General features: G+C 66.2%; 20 protein-coding genes and 3 pseudogenes. 8 read left to right on the top strand and 15 right to left on the bottom strand.

What is annotated here, in order from left to right; all coding sequences use genetic code 11:
- The first annotated feature begins 2 nt into the window (after window positions 1-2).
- Window positions 3-362 (top strand): Rv2640c family ArsR-like transcriptional regulator, encoded by a 360-nt coding sequence (locus K6T84_RS22320; protein ID WP_224860258.1) that lies wholly within the window; start codon window positions 3-5, stop codon window positions 360-362.
- A 587-nt stretch (window positions 363-949) separates the two neighbouring features.
- Window positions 950-1,111, top strand: a pseudogene (locus K6T84_RS22315) (YnfA family protein); the annotation flags it as partial.
- Here K6T84_RS22315 and K6T84_RS22310 read toward each other — a convergent pair.
- The 4 genes from K6T84_RS22310 to K6T84_RS22300 all read right to left on the bottom strand — a co-directional run bounded on the left by K6T84_RS22310 (window position 1,108) and on the right by K6T84_RS22300 (window position 4,586).
- Window positions 1,108-1,371 carry an alkylmercury lyase gene (locus tag K6T84_RS22310; protein ID WP_068213758.1) on the bottom strand — a complete coding sequence of 88 codons (264 nt, stop codon included), beginning with the start codon at window positions 1,369-1,371 and terminating at the stop codon, window positions 1,108-1,110. The pseudogene K6T84_RS22315 and the gene K6T84_RS22310 overlap by 4 nt on opposite strands.
- Before the next feature lie 143 nt (window positions 1,372-1,514).
- The gene (locus tag K6T84_RS23920; RefSeq protein ID WP_033718757.1) at window positions 1,515-1,853 is read right to left on the bottom strand and encodes a transposase; all 339 of its coding nucleotides are present in this window, start codon (window positions 1,851-1,853) and stop codon (window positions 1,515-1,517) included.
- Between the two features lie 11 nt (window positions 1,854-1,864).
- The gene (locus K6T84_RS22305; RefSeq protein ID WP_109469971.1) at window positions 1,865-4,234 is read right to left on the bottom strand and encodes a copper-translocating P-type ATPase; all 2,370 of its coding nucleotides are present in this window, start codon (window positions 4,232-4,234) and stop codon (window positions 1,865-1,867) included.
- A gap of 55 nt (window positions 4,235-4,289) precedes the next feature.
- Window positions 4,290-4,586 carry a DUF1490 family protein gene (locus K6T84_RS22300; RefSeq protein ID WP_033718771.1) on the bottom strand — a complete coding sequence of 99 codons (297 nt, stop codon included), beginning with the start codon at window positions 4,584-4,586 and terminating at the stop codon, window positions 4,290-4,292.
- Window positions 4,587-4,707: 121 nt separating this feature from the next.
- Between K6T84_RS22300 and K6T84_RS22295 the strand changes: the two genes are divergently transcribed.
- The 3 genes from K6T84_RS22295 to K6T84_RS22285 all read left to right on the top strand — a co-directional run bounded on the left by K6T84_RS22295 (window position 4,708) and on the right by K6T84_RS22285 (window position 6,599).
- Window positions 4,708-5,139: a heavy metal-responsive transcriptional regulator gene (locus tag K6T84_RS22295; protein ID WP_007170246.1), complete on the top strand. Its 432-nt coding sequence runs from the start codon at window positions 4,708-4,710 to the stop codon at window positions 5,137-5,139.
- Window positions 5,140-5,142: 3 nt separating this feature from the next.
- Complete coding sequence (locus tag K6T84_RS22290; protein WP_007170247.1) at window positions 5,143-5,913, top strand: DUF2182 domain-containing protein; 771 nt, start codon at window positions 5,143-5,145, stop codon at window positions 5,911-5,913.
- Window positions 5,914-6,353: 440 nt separating this feature from the next.
- Complete coding sequence (locus K6T84_RS22285) at window positions 6,354-6,599, top strand: YnfA family protein (protein WP_408066170.1); 246 nt, start codon at window positions 6,354-6,356, stop codon at window positions 6,597-6,599.
- Window positions 6,600-6,847: 248 nt separating this feature from the next.
- On the opposite strand, the pseudogene arsB reads toward K6T84_RS22285, so the two are convergent.
- Window positions 6,848-8,355 (bottom strand): annotated as a pseudogene (gene arsB / locus K6T84_RS22280) (ACR3 family arsenite efflux transporter).
- A 100-nt stretch (window positions 8,356-8,455) separates the two neighbouring features.
- Window positions 8,456-9,244, bottom strand: a complete 789-nt coding sequence (locus K6T84_RS22275) for an arsenite methyltransferase (RefSeq protein ID WP_083079805.1) — start codon at window positions 9,242-9,244, stop codon at window positions 8,456-8,458.
- Between the two features lie 88 nt (window positions 9,245-9,332).
- Here K6T84_RS22275 and K6T84_RS22270 point away from each other — a divergent pair, with 88 nt between their 5' ends.
- On the top strand, window positions 9,333-9,719 hold the full coding sequence (locus tag K6T84_RS22270; RefSeq protein WP_109560616.1) for an ArsR/SmtB family transcription factor: 387 nt from the start codon (window positions 9,333-9,335) through the stop codon (window positions 9,717-9,719).
- Between the two features lie 52 nt (window positions 9,720-9,771).
- On the opposite strand, the gene K6T84_RS22265 is transcribed toward K6T84_RS22270, so the two are convergent.
- The 7 genes and pseudogenes from K6T84_RS22265 to K6T84_RS22235 form a co-directional block, all read right to left on the bottom strand.
- Complete coding sequence (locus K6T84_RS22265) at window positions 9,772-12,024, bottom strand: heavy metal translocating P-type ATPase (protein ID WP_329786850.1); 2,253 nt, start codon at window positions 12,022-12,024, stop codon at window positions 9,772-9,774.
- 99 nt (window positions 12,025-12,123) lie between these two features.
- Complete coding sequence (locus K6T84_RS22260) at window positions 12,124-12,444, bottom strand: DUF1490 family protein (RefSeq protein WP_329786849.1); 321 nt, start codon at window positions 12,442-12,444, stop codon at window positions 12,124-12,126.
- A gap of 57 nt (window positions 12,445-12,501) precedes the next feature.
- Window positions 12,502-12,858, bottom strand: coding sequence for a Cd(II)/Pb(II)-sensing metalloregulatory transcriptional regulator CmtR (gene cmtR / locus K6T84_RS22255; RefSeq protein WP_132160229.1), 357 nt, complete (start codon window positions 12,856-12,858; stop codon window positions 12,502-12,504).
- 71 nt (window positions 12,859-12,929) lie between these two features.
- A complete protein-coding gene (locus K6T84_RS22250) occupies window positions 12,930-13,748 on the bottom strand; it encodes a hypothetical protein (protein ID WP_165928382.1) in 819 nt (272 codons plus the stop codon).
- 79 nt (window positions 13,749-13,827) lie between these two features.
- Window positions 13,828-14,852: pseudogene (locus K6T84_RS22245) on the bottom strand (TniB family NTP-binding protein).
- Entirely contained in the window at window positions 14,840-16,915 is a 2,076-nt protein-coding gene (locus K6T84_RS22240; RefSeq protein WP_329786848.1) for a Mu transposase C-terminal domain-containing protein, read from the bottom strand. The pseudogene K6T84_RS22245 and the gene K6T84_RS22240 overlap by 13 nt, the downstream one beginning before the upstream one ends.
- Window positions 16,916-16,920: 5 nt before the next feature.
- Complete coding sequence (locus K6T84_RS22235; RefSeq protein ID WP_099459185.1) at window positions 16,921-17,661, bottom strand: TnsA-like heteromeric transposase endonuclease subunit; 741 nt, start codon at window positions 17,659-17,661, stop codon at window positions 16,921-16,923.
- A gap of 353 nt (window positions 17,662-18,014) precedes the next feature.
- Between K6T84_RS22235 and K6T84_RS22230 the strand changes: the two genes are divergently transcribed.
- Window positions 18,015-18,263, top strand: coding sequence for a ribbon-helix-helix domain-containing protein (locus K6T84_RS22230; RefSeq protein WP_224860249.1), 249 nt, complete (start codon window positions 18,015-18,017; stop codon window positions 18,261-18,263).
- Window positions 18,257-18,601, top strand: coding sequence for a type II toxin-antitoxin system PemK/MazF family toxin (locus tag K6T84_RS22225; RefSeq protein WP_224860247.1), 345 nt, complete (start codon window positions 18,257-18,259; stop codon window positions 18,599-18,601). Before K6T84_RS22230 ends, K6T84_RS22225 begins: the two co-directional genes overlap by 7 nt.
- A gap of 184 nt (window positions 18,602-18,785) precedes the next feature.
- Here the strand turns inward: K6T84_RS22225 and K6T84_RS22220 are convergent, their stop codons facing one another.
- Window positions 18,786-19,136, bottom strand: a complete 351-nt coding sequence (locus tag K6T84_RS22220) for a type II toxin-antitoxin system PemK/MazF family toxin (RefSeq protein ID WP_224860245.1) — start codon at window positions 19,134-19,136, stop codon at window positions 18,786-18,788.
- Complete coding sequence (locus K6T84_RS22215; RefSeq protein WP_224860243.1) at window positions 19,118-19,351, bottom strand: hypothetical protein; 234 nt, start codon at window positions 19,349-19,351, stop codon at window positions 19,118-19,120. Before K6T84_RS22215 ends, K6T84_RS22220 begins: the two co-directional genes overlap by 19 nt.
- Window positions 19,352-19,416: the final 65 nt, after the last annotated feature.

Here is a 19,416-nt window from a genome sequence, read left to right as displayed (position 1 = left end):
ACATGCCCAAAGCCTTGCCGGTGATCGACATGACCGCACCGGTGTGTTGCGCTCCGGTGGCCTCGGGCCCGCTGAGCGATGCCGATGCGTTACAGATCGCGTTGCGACTCAAGGCTTTAGCCGATCCTGCGCGGGTCAAGATCGTTTCGTACTTGTTCGGCGCGGCCACCGGCGAGGAGATTTCCGGCGAGCTGGCCGCAGCTCTGGACTTGAGCGAGTCGACGATAAGCCACCACTTGACCCAGTTGCGCAACGCCGGGCTGGTGACCTCGGACCGGCGCGGGATGAACGTATTCCACCGGATACGCCCGGAGGCGCTGCAGGCGCTGTGCACGGCACTGGACCCGAACTGCTGCACCTGACCGCTCTGGCAATGCGAACGTCGCTGCACGAACTACTGATTCGCGCTGTCCGTTGTCGTTCTATCTGAGGCAGGTGCGGGCGTCTGACCTGCGGTGCCTCAGATCAAATGGCGATCCTGTTGCGGGTGGTTTGTCATCTGATCTGATGCAGGTCGACCTGTGCGCGCAGCCGGGCCCGGATCACGGACGAGCTGGCGTGGATGCCGAAAGTCCCTACTCCCCGTCAAGTCTGGTCGTTCTATTGTGCACTTCGTGGTTTCGCCAGGAGTCGGTCGGATCTGGCGAACACGGTGCCTGGCGTGTTCCTACAAGCCAGGCGAACCCTGCCGCGTCGCACTCGGCGTATCAGCCTTGGTTTTCCGAAACGCAGGGTGTGATCCGGACCGATGGCCGCCGAATGGCCCCAACGCATGCGTGCGAATCGGCGTAGATCCACAGGATTTGACAATTGCTCCGACGATCGCGACGACGACCACCAGTGTCCGTTGTCGTTCTATCTGAGGCAGGTGCGGGCGTCTGACCTGCGGTGCCTCAGATCAAATGGCGATCCTGTTGCGGGTGGTTTGTCATCTGATCTGAGGTAAATAGGCCGGATCCTGGCCGCCTACGGGGAGGCGTGTTCGTCGGCGGCTCGCTGGCGTGGGGTATGGCCCTCGAGGGGTTCCGACCCGGCCGCTGGGACGTGCTTGGCGCCCCTGGTTTTCCTGGCCGGCGTTGCCGTGAACATGTACGCTCCTCGCGGCCACTAGCTTTCGGCCGCAATCGCCCGTCGCAGCGCGGTCAGTATGACGTCACGGCTGGGCAGATCCAACCGACAGACGTCACCCGTCGGCGGCCGATCGGGACGCATCACATCGGTGCCGTCAATCAGTATCGACGGTGACGGAAAGGGTCCGACCCGCTCAACGATCGCCGTGTTGATCCCGACCACGGCCAAACAGTCGACCAGCATTTCATGGGCCGTTGCCGCGTTCGGACAGCCCGGGCTGCTCAGATTCTCAATCCGCATCCCACGGTCTCCCAACACCCGTCATTAGCATCTCAGGTGGGTCAATTTTCGCGACCCGGTGACAGTTGCAGCCGGAGTTCGACGCGCCCGGTAGCTCGGCGATTTCGGGTACGCCGTGGCAGGCGCACTCCCTTGCGGCGAGTTCAAGCCGCGGCTCGCCGCTGCTGCGGTCGCAAAGTGTGCCGAGACGCGTCTATGCCGGCCATTTCTTGCGCCTGCTCGGCTGCGGTCTGCCCTAGCCGGACCAAATCCGCTCGCTCCTGGACCGAAAGCGGCTGTTCGCCAGCGACATCTGGCCGCTGGCCGTCACCGCTGCGGGCCTGGGACATCAGCCACCGCTCATCGCGCACCCATGTATGCAGCAGGCTCGTGTCCACGTTTAGCTGGCGGGCTACCTCAGCGACTCGCCGCTGCCCGTCGATCACCATGTGCGCGGCCGTGACTCGATACTGCGGGGTGAATGAGCGCCGATGTTGTGGCATACCTACTGGCTTCACGAATCCCACGTCGCGCTATCTGGGATGTCCACCATGTGGGCGGTCTGGGGCGATCCTTGTCGGGTGTGGCGGCCGAAGCGGCGTAGCCGCAGCGAGTTGGTGACCACGCTGACCGAGGAGAGCCCCATCGCCGCTCCCGCGATGATCGGGTTGAGCAGACCGAGTGCGGCTAGGGGGATCGCGGCGGTGTTGTAGCCGAAGGCCCAGCCAAGGTTCTGGTGGATGGTGCGCAGGGTCTGCCGGGAGAGCGCGATCGCCTCCACAACACCGTCGAGCCGGTCGGACATCAGCGTGATGTCGGAGGCCTCGATGGCCACGTCGGTGCCGGTGCCGATCGCGATGCCCAGATCGGCCTGCACCAGCGCGGGGGCGTCGTTGACGCCGTCGCCCACCATCGCGACCACCCGCCCCTGGTCTTGTAGCCGCTCGATTTCGGTGACCTTGTCCTGCGGCAGCACCTCAGCCAGGACGTGATCGATGCCGACCTGCGTGGCGATCGCGGCGGCCGTGCGGGCGTTGTCGCCGGTGATCATGGCGACCTGCAGGCCCATGGCTTGCAGTTGAGCGACCACGTCGGCGGCGTCGTCCTTGACCGTGTCAGCGACGGCGAGCACGCCCACAACGTGGTCGTCGCGGCCGACGAACACCGCGGTGCGGCCTTGCTCTTCGAGTTCGGCGGCCGCCGCAGAAAGGTGCTCAGGCAGAACCAAATCGTGATCGTCGACAAGTGTGCGACGTCCGACCAGCACGGTGCGGCCGTCGATCTGGGCCCGCACCCCGTGGCCGGCGAGGCTGGTGAACGCCGTCGTGGCCGGAATCTGCAACCCCAGCTCGCGCGCGGCCGCGACGATCGCTGTGCCGATGGGGTGCTCGGAGCCCGACTCGACCGCGGCGGCGATTCGCAGCACCAGATTGGGCTGGCGCCGCTTGCCGGCAATCACATCGGTGACCCGCATCTGGGCGCGGGTCAGCGTGCCGGTTTTGTCGAAGACCACGGTGTCGATCTTCTTCGAGGCTTCCATTACCTCGCCGCCTTTGACCAGGATCCCCAGTTCCGCGCCGCGGCCGGTGCCGACCGTGATCGCCGTCGGGGTGGCCAGGCCCAGCGCACAGGGGCATGCGATGATCAGCACCGCGACCGCGGCGGTCATACCGGCGACCGGGTTGGCGGCGATCAGCGTCCACCCGGCAAATGTCACCGCGGCAACCCCGACGACGGCCGGGACGAACACCGCCGAGACGCGGTCAGCCAGTCGCTGCACGGGGGCCTTGCCGCCCTGTGCCTGCTCGACCAGGCGCACAATCTGCGCCAGTGCGGTATCGGCGCCGACGGCGGTGGCGCGCACGGTCAGCAGCCCGTCGATGTTGACCGTCGCACCGGCAACACGGTCGCCCACCGATTTTTCGACCGGGACGGACTCGCCGGTCAGCATTGACTCATCGACGGCGGCGCGCCCGTCGGTGATCTCGCCGTCGACCGGGATCTTCTCCCCAGGCCGTACCCGTACCAGGTCTCCGACTTGTACCTGATCAACCGGCACGAGAATTTCTTGCCCGTCGACGAGCAGGCAGGCTTCCTTGGCGCCCATCTCCAAAAGCTTGCCGATCGCCTCCGACGCCTTGCTCGTGGATCTGGCCTCGAAGTAGCGACCCAGCACCACGAACGCAATGATCAGCGCCGCCGTCTCGAAGAACAGTGCGCCACCGGCGAACAACTCATACGTGGAGTAGCCGAATGCGGTCAATGTGCCCAGTGTGATCAGCGTGTCCATGTTGGCGCTTCCCGCCCGCGCCTGTTGCACCGCGCCGCGCAGGAACGGCCACCCGGCGACGAATTGCACCGGTACCGTCGCCGCGAACGCCAACCACCCCGCCCACGGATAGGCGCCGAACACCATCGTCGACACCGACGCCAGCAGCGCCAACGGCATGGCCAGCCGCAACCGCCGCAACCAGTTCCGCTGCTCACGCCTGTTCAGCTCGCCCGAGGACGCCGTGCCGCACGCACCGCCCTGTCCCTGCCCGCAACCGCCACTACCCTCGGTGTCGCGCGGCGCGTCGCTATCGGCCCGGGCGCCCAGCAATCGGCGGAGTCCACCGATGGCCTTGCGAACCACCCCGGGGGTGCGGGCATCGCCGGAATGCGAGGCGCGGGTGGGCACCAACTCTGCAGGGATGTGCTCGGCTTGCCCGATCGCCGACAGCACGGCCGCGGTGTCGCAGCGCTGCGGCGAATACTGGATCACCACCGATGCCGTGCGCGGATAGGCCGTCACCGCCTGCACACCGGGCACCGTGGCCAGAGTCTCCTCGATCGCGACGGCCCGGACCGCATCGACATGAAATCCGGTGATGCGCAGCCGCATCCGCCCGGACGCGTCCGATACGACCGTCGCCGTGGCGTCGGCGGCCGGCAGGACCTCAGTCGTCATGGCCGTCGCCCGGGCTCGTCACGATCGCCGGTTCGGTGTCCTCTCCGGCGCGCTCTCGTGCCTCGGCAACCACGTCGGCGACCGTCAATCGGATCTGTTCCGTGTTCGTTTCGGCCGTGCGCTGCGCTTCGCGGGCGGCCCGGATGCCCCACGCGGTCACAGCAACGGTTGCCGTGCGCAACGGAACCTTCGCCACGGCCGTGCGCACTGCCTCATACGCCGCAACCCCCACCACCCCGGTTACCACCGTGGGCGCCGCCTTCATCAAGAACCCATGCCACGCCATACCAAGCACTCCCTTCCCGTCGTTGCACCGCCAAACGGTGACCAGTCGGCCACGGTCGCTGCGGAGCGACACGAACCCATCCTTGACCTTCCAGTACAGTGGAAGGTCAAGGATGGGTTCCATGCAGATCGGCGAACTAGCGAAACTCAGCAATACCAGCGCGAAAACCATTCGCTTCTACGAGAACGCGGGGCTGCTCCCGCCACCGGCACGCACGGCGTCGGGGTACCGCGACTACGGGCCCGAGGTCGTGGATCGGCTGCGGTTCATCCATCGGGGCCAAGCCGCCGGGCTGACCTTGCAGAAGGTGCGCCAAATCCTGGCGATCCACGACCGCGGTGAGGTGCCGTGCGGGCACGTGCAACAGGTCCTGCACACCCGTCTGGACCAAGTCCGCGCGCAGATCGCCGAACTGGTCGCCCTCGAAGGCCACCTGCAGACCCTTCTCGACCACGCGGCGCACGCCGCGCCCACCGAACATGACCAGTCCACGGTGTGCTGGATTCTGGAAAGCGACCTGGATGCCGACGCCACCGTCGGTCCCGGCCACTAGACCATGAACAGCACCGAAATGCGTGAGTGGTCATGGACTGATGCGTGGTTGCCGGCCGCCCTGCTGGGTGTGGCGGGGGTGGGCTGGTGGTGGTCAGTGGTCAGCATGACCGGCGACGCCATGTCTATGGACACCGAGCCAGGAATGCCCATGGAGACCGCGCCAATGATGTCGTTCGCCGGTTTCCTCATCGCGTGGGTGGCCATGATGGCCGCGATGATGCTTCCTGCGGTCCTGCCCGTCGTTCGCGCCTACGCCCGCGCCGCCACCGGCAGCGCCGCTCCAGCGATCGTCTTCGTCGCCGGATACCTGGCCCTGTGGAGCGCCACCGGGATCCCCGCCTTCTGGGCGTGGAGCCACCTCAACGGGCCACTGGCACACGGATCACCGTGGGTCGGCCGCCTGGCCGGCGCCATAGCGCTGGCCGCCGGGATCTATCAGCTCACGCCGCTGAAAGCAGCGTGCCTGCGGCACTGCTACTGGCCATTGTCGGTTTCCCCGCCGTGCGGCAAGTACCACGACAGCCCGGCCCGGGCGCTTCGTGCCGGTGGGCGCTACGGCGTCTTTTGTCTGGGCAGCTGCTGGATGCTGTTCGTAGTCATGATCGCCTTCGGCACCATGCAATTGGCGTGGATGCTGGCGCTCTCGGTGGTGATCTGGCTGGAGCGAGTCGCCTCCTTCGGCGATTGGCTCACGCGCGTCACGGGGGCGGTGCTCGTAATCCTTGGCGTTGTGCTGCTGGTGCACCCCGCGTTGGTCATCAACCTTGTCTAGCGAGGAGTTAAGTCATGACGACGACGACACAACCACGCACCCGCCCCTGCGCTTTAGCGGCGACATTTTGATCTGGCTGTCCGCTGTCGTTTGATCTGAGGCGCTGCTGGCCGTTTGACCTGCGGCGCCTCAGATCCGTGCGCTTGAGCACAGTATTGCGGGGTTGATCGAGGATGCCGGTGCTGCCTGCGTGAGCGGGTCCAGTGCCGAGTGCCCAGTTCTCGAAGAACTGACTGAACCGGCAGTGCGGCATTCGATTTGAACGCCAACGCATTGCCGTGTTCACGTCGGTTCCCGTGGGTTGGCTCTCTGAGTATGGTGTGCGGGGCAGGTGTCTGTCACGGGTACGCGCACGGGTCGACGATCGGGTTGTGGGGCTGCCGCGTCCGGAAGCCGGGGACGCCCCGATGCCCCGGCACGGTCTCCTAAGATCAGCAATCATGGTGGCGCGTTCAATCCTGTTATTCGTCCTGGCTGCGGTCGCCGAAATCGGCGGTGCCTGGCTTGTCTGGCAAGGCGTCCGCGAGCAACGTGGTTGGCTCTGGGCGGGACTCGGCGTCATCGCGCTAGGAATGTACGGGTTCGTCGCCACCCTGCAGTCCGAGGCCCATTTCGGCCGGATCCTGGCCGCCTACGGCGGCGTATTCGTCGCCGGCGTCGCCGTGATCATGTATGCCCCTCGCTAGCTGAGCATCACGTGGCGGCCGGGCATGCTCAACCGACAGATATCACCCATCGGGGGCGGAGCGGGACGCATCACCTCGGTCCCGCCGATTAGTATCGACGGTGACGGAAACGGGCCGACACGCTCAGTGATCGCCGTATCGATCCCGAGTACGGCCAGACAGTCGACCAGCATTTCATGGGCCGTTGCCGCGTTGGATAACCCGGGGATCTCAGTGGCGTAACAGGTTTGGGTGACTGTGGGTTTGGGTTATGTGGTGGTGCCGGGTAGCAGTTCGGCGATCAGGGCCTGGACGCGGTTGGCGATGTCGTCGCGGATGGAGCGGACGACCTCAACGGGTTGGGCGGCAGGGTCGGGCAGTTTCCAGTCCCGGTAGGTGACGCCCGGGAAATATGGGCAGGTGTCTCCGCAGCCCATGGTGATCACGACGTCGCTGGTCTGCACCGTGTCGGCGGTGAGCACCGTGGGGGTGTTGGCCGTGATGTCGATGCCCAGTTCGGCCATCGCGGCCACGGCGACGGGGTTGATCTGGTCGGCGGGTTCGGTGCCCGCGGAGCGGACCTCGATGCGGTCACCGGCCAGGTGGGTGAGCAGCCCGGCGGCCATCTGGGAGCGTCCGGCGTTATGCACGCAGACGAACAGGACGCTGGGTTTATCGGCCATCAGCGGTCCCCGCTTGGGGCTGGCTGGGATCCGAAGAGGCGGGTGCGCAGTGCCAAGGACACGTAGACCAATCCGACCAGCACGGGTACTTCGATGAGTGGGCCGACAACCCCGGCCAGGGCTTGCCCGGAGGTGGCGCCGTAGGTGGCGATCGCCACGGCGATCGCCAGTTCGAAGTTGTTGCCGGCGGCGGTGAACGCCAACGTGGTGGTGCGTTCGTAGCCCACTTTCAGCACGGCGCCGAGTAGGTAGCCGCTGGCCCACATGATCGCGAAGTAGGCCAGTAGCGGCACCGCGATGCGGGCGACATCGAAAGGCCGGGAGGTGATCTGATCGCCTTGAAGGGCAAACAGGATGACGATGGTGAACAGCAGCCCATAGAGCGCCCAGGGGCCGATACGCGGCAGGAACTGCGACTCATACCAGGGGCGGCCCTTGGCCCGCTCGCCCAGGCGGCGGGACAGGTATCCGGCCAGCAGCGGGATGCCGAGGAAGATCAGCACGGATCTGGCGATCTGCCACGGGGACACCTCGATCCCGGCTTGGGCCAGGCCCAGCCAGCCCGGCAGTACCGACAGATAGAACCAGCCCAGCGCAGCGAACATGAAGACCTGAAAGATCGAGTTCAACGCAACGAGCACTGCGGCGGCTTCGCGGTCCCCGCAGGCCAGGTCGTTCCAAATGATGACCATGGCGATGCAGCGGGCCAGCCCGACGATGATCAACCCGGTGCGGTATTCGGGCAGATCGGGCAGCAGCAGCCAGGCCAGGGCGAACATCAATGCCGGCCCGATCAACCAGTTCAACACCAGCGAGGACACCAGCAGTTTACGGTCGGCGGTCACCTCGCCGAGCTGGTCGTAGCGGACCTTGGCCAGCACCGGATACATCATCACCAGCAACCCGGCCGCGATCGGCAGCGAGACCCCGTCGACCTCAACGGCGCTCAGCCCCTCGCCCAGGCCGGGCACCAGCCGCCCGAGTAGCAGGCCGGCGGCCATCGCGACCCCGATCCACACCGGCAAGAACCGGTCCAGTGTGGACAGCTTGGCGGCCACTGCGGGTGCAGCAGTCGATATGGCGGTGTCACTCATGAGGTTTCTCTCCCGTGTCGCGAGCGGCGTACCGCTTCACTGGCAACTGTCAACGTGAGGTGGGTCGGGGGCAGTGATGCGGTCTTTCGCTGCGGCTGTCTCACTCGGACGATGCGGCGGGTTTGGTGGCGTGGATGATCGCGCCGTGCATCCCTTCAGCCACCTGGTGGGTGAACGTGACCGTGGCATCGGTGAACCCGGCGGCGGCCAGCCCGTCGAGGTACTCCTGGCGGGACAACGCTCCGGCGATGCAGCCGACGTAGGAGCCGCGTTCGGCGCGCTGGGCCGCACTGAGGTGGTCCTCGGCGACGACGTCGGAGATCCCGATCCGCCCACCGGGCACCAGCACCCGGAACATCTCGGCGATCACGGCTGGTTTGTCGGCCGACAGGTTAATCACACAGTTGGAGATCACCACATCGACGGCGGCATCGGGCAGCGGAATGTCTTCGATGGTGCCCTTGCGGAACTCGACATTGGTGGCACCGGCCTTGGCCTTGTTCTCCTGCGCCAGGGCCAGCATCTCGTCGGTCATGTCGACGCCGTAAGCAAACCCGTTCGGGCCGACCCGGCGCGCCGATAACAGCACGTCGATCCCGCCGCCAGAGCCCAGATCCAGCACCCGCTCTCCGGGGTGCAGGTCGGCGACCGCGGTCGGGTTACCGCAGCCCAGGCTGGCCGCAACGGCTTCGATGGGAAGCTCGGAATGTACGTCGTCGCCGTAGAGGCCGGCGCCGAAGATGGTCCCAATATCGGCGGAATCGGCGGACCCGCAGCAGCTCGCGGCGGTCAGCACATCGCTGTTGGTTTCACCGCTACGCACCGCGGTGGCGGCGGCGCCGTAGCTCGCCCGGACCTGATCACGCAGCTCATTGTGTTCGGCGGTCATCCCACCCACTCCTTCCATCGACAAGTATCTATGGGAGCAGTCTGCACGATGCATCGATATCTGTCAATGCGTATGTCATACTGTGGTCATGTCCGCCACGATCGCGTCCTCAACCGACCGCGATGACGCGCTGCTCGTCGCCGATCTTGCGGCGTGTTGCAGCCCGATCGCCGAGGGGGTGCTGGATGCGGCCGCCGCCGAGCGGTTGGCCGGCGTGCTCAAGGCGCTCGCCGAGCCCACCCGATTGCGACTGGTGTCGCTGATCGCGGCCCATGAGGGCGCCGAGGCGTGTGTATGCGACCTGACCGCCCCTGTGGGGCTATCCCAGCCGACGGTGTCGCATCACCTCAAGATCCTGGTCGAGGCCGGCCTGCTCGACCGAACCCAGCGCGGCAAGTGGGCGTACTACCGGCTGGTGCCCGCGGCCCTAGATGCACTCGGCGGGGTGTTTGTTGTCCGTTGTCGTTGTGGCTGAGGCACGCTTGAGCGCTGACCTGCGATGCCTCGGATTAAGTGGCGCGCCGCCGCTACCTTGAGTCGGCCTGCGGCCGGGTGTCTTGTGTTGGCCCGGCAAGAGGCCTGATGCGCCCGGCGCGTCCACCGTTGGCGATGACGACGACTTCGGCAAGCTCATGGACCAACACGACGGCAGCCAGGCCGAGGGTGCCGAACACCGCTAGCGGCATCAGCACGGTGATGATGCCCAGGGAGAGCCCGACGTTTTGCAGCATGATCTGCCGGGAGCGTCGAGCATGTGCTAGTGCGTGGGGCAGGTGACGTAGGTCTTGGCCCATCAGGGCGACGTCGGCGGTTTCGATGGCCACGTCGGTTCCCATGGCGCCCATCGCGATTCCCAGGTCGGCGGCGGCCAGGGCTGGAGCGTCGTTGACGCCGTCGCCGACCATCGCGGTGGGCCGGTGAGCGCCCAGTTCTGCGATCAGGCGGGCCTTGTCCTGCGGGCGCAGTTCGGCATAGACGTGCTCGATGCCGGCTTGGGCAGCCAGCGCGGCGGCGGTCGCGTGATTGTCGCCGGTAAGCATCGTCACCTGGTAGCCGCCGGCGCGGAGCCCGGCGATGACCTCGGCTGCCTCGGGACGCAGCTCGTCGCGCACGGCGATGGCACCACGTAGCTGGTCGTCGCGTTCCACGAGAACCGCTGTGGCCCCGGCTTGTTGCATACGTGCCACCTGATCAACCAGGTCGGCGGGGTCGATCCAGCCGGGCCGCCCCAGTCGGACGCTGTGTCCTTTGAGTTGGCCGGTCAGCCCGGCACCGGGAATGGCCTGCACCTCGTCGGCTGCGACGATCGGCGCCGTGTTGGCCGCCAGGACGGCCGCGGCCAGCGGGTGTTCACTGCGGATTTCCAGTGCGGCCGCCACCGCCAGCACCTCGTCGCGGGTAGCACCGTTGGTGGTGGCGACGTCGATGACGGTGGGCCGGTTGGCCGTCAACGTTCCGGTTTTGTCCAGCGCGATCCCACCGATGGTGCCCAAGACTTCCAGCGCGGCACCGCCCTTGATCAGTACCCCGATCTTCGAGGCGGCACCGACTGCCGCCACGACGGTCACTGGCACGGCGATGGCCAGCGCGCACGGGGACGCGGCGACCAGCACCACCAGAGCGCGTTCGATCCACACCAGCGGGTTGCCGAAGATGCTCCCCGCCCCGGCGATCAGCACCCCGGCGATCATGATGCCCGGCACCAACGGCTGCGCGATCCGATCGGCCAGGCGCTGGCTGGCGCCCTTGCGGGCCTGTTCGGCTTCCACGATCTGCACGATCCGCGCCAACGAGTTGTCCTGGGCGGTCGCGGTGACGTCCACCTGCAGCACTCCGGACCCGTTGATCGACCCGGCGAACACCTCATCACCGGGTCCGGCCTCTACCGGAACCGATTCGCCGGTAATCGCCGAGACGTCCAGGGCGGTGCGCCCGGCACCAATGATGCCGTCGGTGGCCAGACGTTCCCCGGGTTTGACAATCATCTGATCACCGACGCGCAGTTCGGCTGCGGCCACCACGGTTTCGACACCTGCGCGCAGGACCGTGGCCCGATCCGGCACCAGCGCCAGCAGAGCACGCAAGCCGCGGCGGGTACGCGCCACGGCGTATTCCTCCAAACCCTCGCTGATGGAGAACAAAAACGCCAGCATCGCAGCCTCGCCGACCTGACCGAGTCCAACAGCGCCGAGGGCGGCGATAGTCATCAACGTGCCTACACCGACACGGCCCTCGGTCAGTCGCCTAACGGTTGAGGGCACGAACGTCGAGGCGCCCACCGCCAGCGCCGCGACTTTCATTCCCAGTGCCACCGGCCCGAATGGAGTCAGCCACGCCGTCACCAGTGAGGCTGTCAGCATTGCCCCGGAGAACGCGGCCCGCCGCAGCTTGACGACGCCCCAAAGCCGCTCCGACTCAGGCTGGCTGTCGTCGTGGTCGCAGCAGCCATCGCTTCGTTGCACTGGTCGTTGCGAACACCTGTCGGCTTGCTCACCAGATAGCGTCCGCTCGCTCCAGTCGAGGATCCTCTGCAGCACACCGGGGTTGCCTCCCTCGACCGAGTGCGGCGCCCGGGCGGGCACCGACTCGGCAGGGATGTGCTCGGCGGCGGCGATCGCCGACAAGATGGCAGCGGTGTCGCAGCGCTCGGGTGAATACCAGACCACCACGGAAGCCGTGCGAGGATACGCGCGGACCGCATCCACACCAGCCACCGCGGCGACCGAGTCCTCGATCGCGACAGCCCGCACCGCGTCGGAGCGAAACCAGTTAGCACGCATCCGTATTCGTCCCGCACCCGCAGACACGACGACCAGCGCGGATCCGTGATCGGAGGAAACCTCAGCAGTAGGCACGATCAACCTTCCCCGTGAAAACGGCTAACCCGTCACTTGGCAGCAGTCGTCATCGTCGGCCTTGGCGACAGGCGGCCGAGGGGCATCGTCGCCGATGCGTCCGCGGGCTTCGGCGACCACGTCGGCGACCTTGAGCCGGGCCGACTCCGCTGCTACCTCCGCACTCCGGGTTCCGCGCAGTCCCCACTCCGTCACGGTCACCGCAGCCCGGTGAACCGGCGCCGCGCCCACCACCTTGCGCAACACCTCGTAGGCGCTCACCCCGACCAGCCCGGTAAACACTGTCCCGGCCGCTTTGGCCACGAACCCATGTATAGCCACTGCTTCTCCCTTCTGTGCTGCCATCTCACTACGGTTGAGCGACCGCGATCTTCAAAGCGACCGGATCGCTGCCACTGATGGTCATCGACCAACGGTGGCCTCGGCTGCGCCCGATGCCGCGCCCTCGCCGACACAGGGCTGGTCGGTATCCACCGCCAAAACAACCTGGACCAATTCACTCAAGGCGCGAGCGAGGTGGGGATCGGCCAATGCATAGCGAACCTGCCGGCCCTCATAGGTGGCGACGACCAGCCCGCAACCCCGCAAACACGACAGATGATTGGACACATTCGACCGTGTCAACCCCAGCTGCGCCGCCAACTGGCCCGGGTAGCACACCCCATCGAGCAGTGCCACCAGAATCCGGCACCGTGTCGGGTCCGCCAGCGCCCGGCCCAGCCGAGCCAGCGCCAATTCCCGCTTCTCACACGTCAGCATGCACCAAACAGTACAGCCCATACTGATATATCAGCAAGGGGTGAATTGTGCCAAGGCTCCACACGCCGCCGTCAGCCCTCACGCCGCCCAGCTGGCCCAGCCGGGCACGGTGATCGCGGGGATTGACCTGGTCGTGGTTTCCACGCGTCGAAATGGTGTGCGCGGCGCGTGGCGCTGAGTTGTTGATCGTGGATCCACTGTTCGATGGGGCGGGTTTGGTCGCGGTGCTGGGGAAACCGGGCGCCGACATTGACGTAGACCGCATCGACGGCGCGGGCCCGGGCGGGTGTGGCTGGCGCGGTGCCCCAGATCCGGCGATGAGCGCCGGCCAGGATGGCGGCCAAGGCGATCAGGTCCGGGTAGGCGCCGATGTGCGTGTCGGCGTCGGCGCGGGCAGGCGGCAGCGTAAACGGGCTGGTGCTGCGTGCCCAGCAGCGGTGAATCCGCGCGGCATCCCTGACCGCGAAGCGCGCAGCGTCGCCGTGACACCGATCCAGTCGGGCATGGCGCTGCGCTGCGGCGATCACCGCGGGGGCGCAGCGCAGATCGCGTTGATCGTCGAGGGTGTAGGTGCCCGGGCCGATCCATCGGCGGTGGCGGCAGCAGACGGTCGCGTCGGGCAACCAGCAGTAGACCGGCTCATAGACACCGCGGCGTGCCATGCACAGGCGGCATGCGGGCCGGGCGTGGCGGCGTTGGCGGGTGGTGTCGCGGTCGGGGGCGGCCAGCCCGATGAGCCGGGCGTGAAGGATGCCCACGGGCTGGCCGCTGGCGATTGCCAACCAGTCCGGCCGGGGACGGCAGATCGCTGGACCGTCGGCCAGGTAGCGCCGCAGACCTCGGGGTTCTAGGTGGTTGGCGTGCGCGAGCCGATCAAGATAGGACTGCACCGTTTCGCCACGAAACGGTGTGACCGTGCGCGGTAACGGCGCGGCAGGCCCCTGAGGCCACGCCGGCGGTCTCGACGCCTCAGCTGGCATGGCGTTGGGACGATGTTTGCGCGGCGTAGTCGATGAGCACCGTGTCCATCAGATCCCTGGTGAGGTTCTCGGTTTCGTCGAGCATGCTGCGGATCGCCGCCGAGCGGATCAGATGCGCAAGGCTGCCGATCATGCCGCCGGTGCGTCGATGCAGGTACTTGGCCTCGGCGACCAGCGTTCCCGCGGTGTGATGGTGCAACCGCAGGGTGCCTTCCATCGCGGCCACCAGCGACTTCCATTCCCCGGCGTACGGGAACGGGCTGGTGTTGATCACACCGCAGCGCCCGGCGAGCTGGCGTCCGCGGGTGCCGGTGAACACACCGGAGCGCTCGACGTCGATGCCGGCGTAGACGAACGTGGCGGGCAGGTGTTCGGTGAAGTACTTCAGGTGATCGGACAGTTCCTCGCCGGCCCGGGTATCGAGGTTGAGGTTGTGGATCTCGTCGACGATCACGATGTCGGTGCGGGCGTCGATGAGGACCTGGCAGACAGCGTCGGCGATATCGGTGACATTCATCCGCGGTTGCATCGGCGGCAGACCCAGGAATCGCGCGAACTCCATCGCGAGTTTGCGCGCCGAGCCTTTCGGGGGCGCGGTCACGTAGACGACGGGATCCGGGACTTGTCGGCGAAGCGTGTCCGGATCCGCAGTTCGTGGAATCGGCCAAGTTGTTTGACCGCAGTGGTCTTGCCGGTCGCGGCCGCCCCGGAAATGATCAGCCCGCGCCGGGCGCCGATCTCGCGTTGGTTGAGCAGGGTCAGCAGCCGGCCTTCGTTGGTGATGCGCTGGATCGCCGACGTGGTGACCACGACCAGCTCACTGTGATGCGCTACCCGGGCTTCGTTGTAGTTGGTCCTTTCGGTCTCCGACAGGGCGCTCCACTGCTCATCGGGCAACAGGGTGAACTCGGGTGGATCGGCATCAACGAAACGGCGCCAACCCTCGAGCGTGGTGGTGGGTTGGCGCCGGTCCTCGAGTTGGCTCACCGGGGCAAAAGTGTTCACAGCCGCCACGATTCAGCCTCCTTGCGTGCATCGAACACCGGTAGTGGAATGACTTGGGCGATCTCGATGTCGTCGGCGTCCTCGTCACCGCCTGGCGGCGGCTCCTCATCGCAGGGTTCTGCGGTATCCGGCGGGCGGGGCCAGGCCGGTGTCGCGGTGGCTCGCGTTCGACCCGCCACCCGGCGATCCTTGGATTCCTGCCTGGAGGGGACGGGGCCTTGCGCGGCCCGGTCAAGCAGGTCATCGGCCGCGCGGGCGATCTCGGCTTCGGTCGCCTGATCGCATCCGCGCCGGGCCAGCACGGACCGCGCATGCTGCCATACCAATTCGCCGAACGGTACCGGGTGGCTGCGCAAATGCGTCCAGGTCACGGCCAGCCAGCCCTCATCGTGATGGTTGCGCACCCAGATCCGCGACACGTCGTAGGGGTCGTAGTGCACCTCCCACTGGCCCTTCTTCGATTCCACCCCCGAGTGCTGGCGGCGGTAGGGGTTGAGCGCCTTAGCGTCATAGCTGCGGTTGTTGACCCGGATCCCGTAGGAATTGATGCGCCGCCAGCACGACGGCAGCAACTCGATGTAGTCCTCAGCCGACAGCGGCACCGGAACATACCCGGCGACCTCGACCAAGGCGGCGTACTTCTCGTTCGGCGTCAATGCTTTGGCCGGGGTGACGGGGTCACGCAGGCCGTCGTGGGGCCGGTTTTGCCACACCGCGACGATCCACTCATCCAGCAGGGCCTGCAGCTCCACGATCGACCACACCGCGTCCTGTTCGGCGTTCTTGCCGCGCCGCTCGACGCTGGAGCCGACATACCCGGCGACATGCTGGGCGAACAAGGTGGCCACCGACTGCAGGGTCCGCTCGATCTTGGGTTTGTCGGTCGGCGTATCCGGGTGGGCGGGCTGCAGATTGATCCCCAACGTGCAACACGCCTGCCGGAAGGTTTGCGACAGATACGCCTTCCCGTGGTCGCACACTACGGTCTCCGGGGCGATCACCGGCCGGGCGGCCGCATCGGCCAACCGTTGATCCACGCCGGTCAAACAGCGATACGGCAGCACCGACCGCGACATCCGCAGCGCATCGGACCACTCCGGCCGCATCGGTTCTGGCGTCAACGCTCGGGCCAGCAGCAGCGCCGCGTCGACCGCTTTGGTCGTGGGCCGCAACACCGCGGCCGGAATCGAGCAGGTCGCGTCGTCAACCATGCCGGTCAGCTCGACCCGGTCCACCGTGCCGTCATCGAGGACCACCCGCACATCCAGGGGGGTCGAATCGATCTCGACCACCTCGCCGGGGCGCGCCACCGTCAGCGCACCGAACGGGCCGTCGGGCTGTTTGGACAACGAACGCCGGGTGCGCGCGGACCCGAACGTGTGCCGGCCCTCCGACAGCCTCTTCACCAGACGATAGAACGTCCGCTGAGACGGCATCGCCGGTGCGTCCTGGGCACCGTATTGAGCCACCAGCGATTTGGTCACCCGTCGCTGCAGGCGGCTCACCGTCCCGGTCGACACGTCGGTCTCGTCATCGATGGCCTGCCGCACTGCGGCCACCAGCCGCTCGTCGACGCGGCCGAACATCGCCCGCCGGGGAATGTGCCGGCGATCCACAACCCCCAGCAGGCCGTCTCGTTCGTAGGCATAGCGTTGCCGCTGCAACGTGTACAAGCTGATCTCGTGGCCAGCCGAGCGCAGCTCGGCGAGCTTGGCCAATTCGCGCTGCCGCAACGAACGCGACGCCGGATCGAACTCCGGCCGCGGCCGGCTACCCGCCTCGGAATCAACCCGTCGACCCGTCAACACCTCGATCAAGTGCCGTTCCCACCAGCGGGCCCGCTCGGCGGCAGCCTCGGGCACCCCGGCCAACGCTTCTTCGGAACACAAAGCCGGTCGCGATCCTGACACCAACTCCAACGCCGGGTCGCCCAGCAGCCGAGACAGCGGTACCACCGACTGCCCGCCGACCGCATCGGTCAGCCTGGCTGAACTGCCCGAAAGTGTGACAACCGTGAATACGCCGTCGGATAACCGGATTTCATCGCCCTCGCGGATGACACCCGACCGCATACCCGTCATCGTGACAACGCGGGCCCGACGATCGACTCCTCGGTCAAGACAGCCGCGGAAAGATCCACGCCCAGTCGCCGGTGCCACAACAGGTGAAACAGCACCGGCAACACCATGATCGCTTCACCGACCGGTCTCACCCCGGTCATCAGCGGCCGCGCCGAGTCGAACACCGCCTCCAACGCTGCGGCGACCGCCGGGCGGTACACCCGTGGATGCCGATACCCAGACAACCAGCGCAAATTCGCCGTCACGACCGGATCCGCAACGCCCGCTCGCCGATAGGCCCATCCCAGGGAACGGCACGCCTGCTCGGACCGGTCGAACAACTCAGCATCAGCATCCGATATTCGGTCATCGGCCCGCACGTCAAGAACCGTCGCCGTTCCGTCGGACAACCGCACGAAGTAATCAGGCACGTGGTGCCTGCCGTCACCCCAATGGAGCCGGAACGGCTGCGACGCAACACCAACCACCGCGGGATCGGCGTCCAGCGCGATCAAATGGTCACGCTCCGACCACGACTCGTACCCAACGTGCTCACGAGTCGTCGAAAACCACCACAGGCCTGGATAATTGCCCTGCCCGCGAAACGCTGGGAAACCACGCACGGGTGAGCAGTCCAACTCAAAGGCCACTGCGGCACACTCCGCCAGCGGCAAGCGCGAAGAACCCCCGGAGGAGTTGAATTCCACCTCAACGCCACCGTTGACCTGCGGCCATAGCGCCGCCGGCGCCACACTCACCTAAACAACGCTACCGGCGGTACCTCGGATAGATTGGCAAAGACACGCCGATACCGCAGATACGGTGGCAATACATCACATCGGATGTCAACGGACAATTCGCGTGTTCATGCACGGGAGTACAGGGTACCGCCGCTCGACATCATTTCGTCACTGTGACGTATTGACGCCCGGCAGGCAGCAGTGGGGGCATGGACCCAAGGCCGTCTCAGTGTCCGCCGCGAGTAGCGGCGCACGTGTTGTACCGGGGCGCTCACTGGTGCTGATTAAGCGTGTCGATCATCGCGCGGACGTTTACCGACGCTGAAGATCGCCGGATCACCTCATTGGTTATACCGGGTTATACTCTGGCTATGAAGACCGCCATATCCGTTTCTGACGAGACGTTCGATCGCGTTACCCGCACCGCTTCTGACCTCGGCATGAGTCGATCCGAGTTCTTCGCTCGGGCCGCGCAGCGCTACTTGGACGAGCTGGATGCCCAATCGCTAACCGGTCAGATCAACAACGCCATGGAGCAACTTGATGGCACCGATGAGGCGGAGGCCGCCGCGGTAGCCGCCGGACACCGTGTGTTGGACGCGGTGGGCGACGAGTGGTGATCAGCCGAGCCGAACTCTACTGGGCCGACCTCGGAACACCCTCCGGCAGCCGACCCGCGAAACGCCGGCCGGTACTGGTTATCCAGTCCGATCCATACAACGCCAGTCGTCTTGCAACAGTGCTGATCGCGGTGATTACCTCCAACACGGCCCTGGCGGCGATGCCCGGCAATGTGTTCCTACCCGCCGTAACGACGGGACTTCCACGCGATTCCGTCGTCAATGTCACCGCACTCGTCACGCTTAACAAGACAGACCTGCTGGACCGGATCGGCGGGGTGTCGCCGAACATCATGCACGAGGTCGACCGGGGACTCCGGCGCGTGTTGGGCCTTTGATCGCATCCCTGGCTGCGAGATAGCCTGCACCGCCATATAACCCGCATCGGTTTTTTACCGATAATCGACATTATGTCAAGTAAACATCGCCGTGTTCATCTGATGAAACCCCCGCCGAACCGGACACGTATTACACTGCGCCCCAATTGCTTTCGTCCGACGATGCGATCCCGATAGCTGAGCATCACAGATCGAGGACACAGCGTAGAGCTTGGTCGATGGCCTGCATTTGATCTGGGCCGATCATTCCCTGGCGAGATGACAGCCGTTCGACCGAGACGATTCGCAGTTGGTCGCAGCGCGCGTACGAGGTGTGATTCAGCCCGCTGGCCTCCGGCACAAGTTCGACATGGCTTCGCAGGCCGTAACCAGCGGTCGTGATCGGGACGACGACCACCAGACCACCCGGTCCGTTGTTGAGAATGTCGACCGACACCACCACCGCCGCGCGACGGAAGGCCGGCTCGCGTCCGACCGGCTGGCCGAGGTCGACGTAGTGGACCTCCCCTCGCCAAATCACGCCAACGCGTCCCACTCGCGACGCTCGGCCAGGTAGCGCTCCCACAGTTCGGGGTCATTACGCAAGCGCTGGTAATCCCCGTTGAGCCCCCGCAGGAATTCCTGCCGTTCCAAGGCGTTGATCGCTGCGTGCACGACGTCGATGACGGCGGATTGACGAGCCTTGGCTAGAGACTGCAGTCGCTCAGAATCGGGACGGCGGACTCGGACAGTTGTGGTTTCTGCTGCCATGGAGCAAGTGTGGATATTACGGTCGGTGGGAGCCGGCGTTCCGCTGCTTGGTGAGCCAGTGTTCC

It is taken from the genome of Mycobacterium zoologicum (assembly GCF_020181635.2).
Taxonomy (GTDB): domain Bacteria; phylum Actinomycetota; class Actinomycetes; order Mycobacteriales; family Mycobacteriaceae; genus Mycobacterium; species Mycobacterium zoologicum.
This window is presented reverse-complemented; position numbering and strand designations above follow the sequence as displayed.